This is a genomic window from Peribacillus sp. NPDC058002 (genome assembly GCF_042886655.1).
Lineage (GTDB): Bacteria > Bacillota > Bacilli > Bacillales > DSM-1321 > Peribacillus > Peribacillus aracenensis.
Genome location: NZ_JBHVQU010000427.1, coordinates 1 through 2,098, shown reverse-complemented (window position 1 = coordinate 2,098; position 2,098 = coordinate 1). Strand labels below are relative to the sequence as shown.

Here is a 2,098-nt window from a genome sequence, read left to right as displayed (position 1 = left end):
GGTATATATACGGGTGATGAAGGCCTATGAACGCTTCGAAGGAAAAAGCAGTGAAAAAACGTGGATGTACTCGATTGCAAGAAATGTGACGATTGATTACTTTCGGAAACAAAAAGGGTGGAAAGATAAAATCTTTCCTAACTTTGATTGGGATAGGCAATTGATAAAAGATAAAGAGCCCATTCCGGAAGAAGTGGCTATCATGAACGGTGAAATCCAAGATATTTATCATTGCTTAAACCGGTGTACCACGAATCAAAGATCCGTCATCATTTTACGATATATTCAGGGACTGTCCATTACGGAAACTGCTGAAGTATTGAATTGGAGTGAAAGTAAGGTAAAAACGACCCAGCACCGTGCTTTGAAGGCTATTAAAAAGTTGATGGAAGATTTATCAGGAAAGGAGGGCCACCGCATTGAGAAGATCCCGTTGGAAAGAAAGCGAAATTGAAGACATGCTGCGCGAGCTTCCGAAATTAAAAGATGACCGAACCAAGGCAGAGGTGTTTGCGAGAATATATGATAAGAAGAAAAAGAAACACTGGATACCTCTATTTGCGGGTGTTGCCTCCTTATTCTTAATGGTTGTTTTGGCATCATCTTTAATTATTGAAAAAAAAGGAACGACAAGTCAAGAGGACAGCGGCAGTAGTGGGAAATTATCTCTATCTGAAAATAAGGGAATGACAGATCTTGAACGCCAGGATGCGAGTAACAAAGAAAATCATTCAGCGGATAGGCAGGATAATCAAAAGTTTTCGAGTAAGCAAGCGGAAATAGAATCTAAAGAAAAGGTTTCAGAAATGGAACCCCGACAATGGAAAAAGGAAAAAACAATTACACAAGCAATCTATCAAGATGACCTTAAAAATGCATCGATCATTACGATGGGTGTCCCAGATGATCAATTGAATTTCATCGTTCCCATTTCGATTAAACTCAAACATTATGACGAAAGTGATAAACTGAATCAGTTAGTTAATCAAATGTCCGATGTGGATGAAGAGCAATATGGGCTATCTGACTATTTTCCACTTGATATAAAGATCAGCCAAGGGAACGATACGACCACTGCTAATATTGATTTTCAAGAAAAAAGCCGACTATTGGATGAAGATACACTTTTTCTCCATTCGATGGAGGAAACGCTTTCCTATAACAAAATAGAGAAAATGACATTTTCTACAGAAGGTAAGCAAGGTGCCATGTTTGCGCACGCAGGTTATTTAAAAGAGGTGGATATACCTCATCAAAAAAATCGCACATACTTTCTTTACCAAAAGGATGAGTCCTCCCCAAGGTTCCTTGTTCCAAGCAATATGGGTTATCAGGACTTTGAGGAGGCGCTGCAAGCTGGAAAAGGGGAGGCGGACATCGAAGGAATTTCACCTGCAATCCCGCATGACCTGAAATGGGAAAGGATAAGCTCTAATGGAAATCTTGTGATCATTCAATTATCAGATCAAGTTGCCATTGAAAATAATAAGGAATCCCTTCAAGCTTTAGAAGCCATACTCTTCATTGCCAAGGATTTTGGTTTTGAAAAAGTGAAGTTTGAAAATGCTCCCATTGAAGAGGTAGGCCAGCTGAATTTAACTGAAGACATATTGGTGCCCAAAGCACCGAACCAAGTGAATTGAGGTGTGATAAAACACCCGGTCTATGGTTGGCAAAAGCCCCTTGCATTCACAGAAAAAGTGCCCGTGCTGGACGGGCACTTTTTTCTACTTATAATGAAATACGGGCCATGAATGTAATTTCTTCTGTTTCCATTAAAAATTGTTTCATGTTGTCTTCTAATGGTAAATCAAAGCTCAAAACCATGATGGCTTCCCCGCCAGCTTCTTTTCGGCCAACCTGCATGGTTGCGATATTCACATCGTGATCACCTAGGACCTTACCTACGTTACCGATTACCCCAGGTTTATCGGTATGCTGGATATAAAGTAAATTCGATTCTGGTTGAAAGTCGATTTTGAAACCATTCAAACTTACAATTCGAGAACCGTAATTTTCGATATAGGTTCCACTGATTGTTAATTCACGGTTGTCACCTTTTACTTTAAGGCTGATCAAATTCGAGTAACCTAAAGAG

3 protein-coding genes are annotated in these 2,098 nt (G+C 39.6%); 2 read left to right on the top strand and 1 reads right to left on the bottom strand.

Annotated features, from left to right (window positions below; genetic code table 11):
- Both ACFVSH_RS25920 and ACFVSH_RS25915 read left to right on the top strand, forming a co-directional pair.
- Nucleotides 1–454 (top strand): sigma-70 family RNA polymerase sigma factor (locus ACFVSH_RS25920; protein ID WP_387708652.1); only part of this gene is annotated, 454 nt, incomplete at its 5' end.
- The gene (locus tag ACFVSH_RS25915) at nt 420–1,643 is read left to right on the top strand and encodes a hypothetical protein (RefSeq protein ID WP_387708650.1); all 1,224 of its coding nucleotides are present in this window, start codon (nt 420–422) and stop codon (nt 1,641–1,643) included. The genes ACFVSH_RS25920 and ACFVSH_RS25915, both read left to right, overlap by 35 nt.
- A gap of 88 nt (nt 1,644–1,731) precedes the next feature.
- On the opposite strand, the gene ACFVSH_RS25910 is transcribed toward ACFVSH_RS25915, so the two are convergent.
- Nucleotides 1,732–2,098 (bottom strand): ACT domain-containing protein (locus tag ACFVSH_RS25910; protein WP_387708648.1); only part of this gene is annotated, 367 nt, incomplete at its 5' end.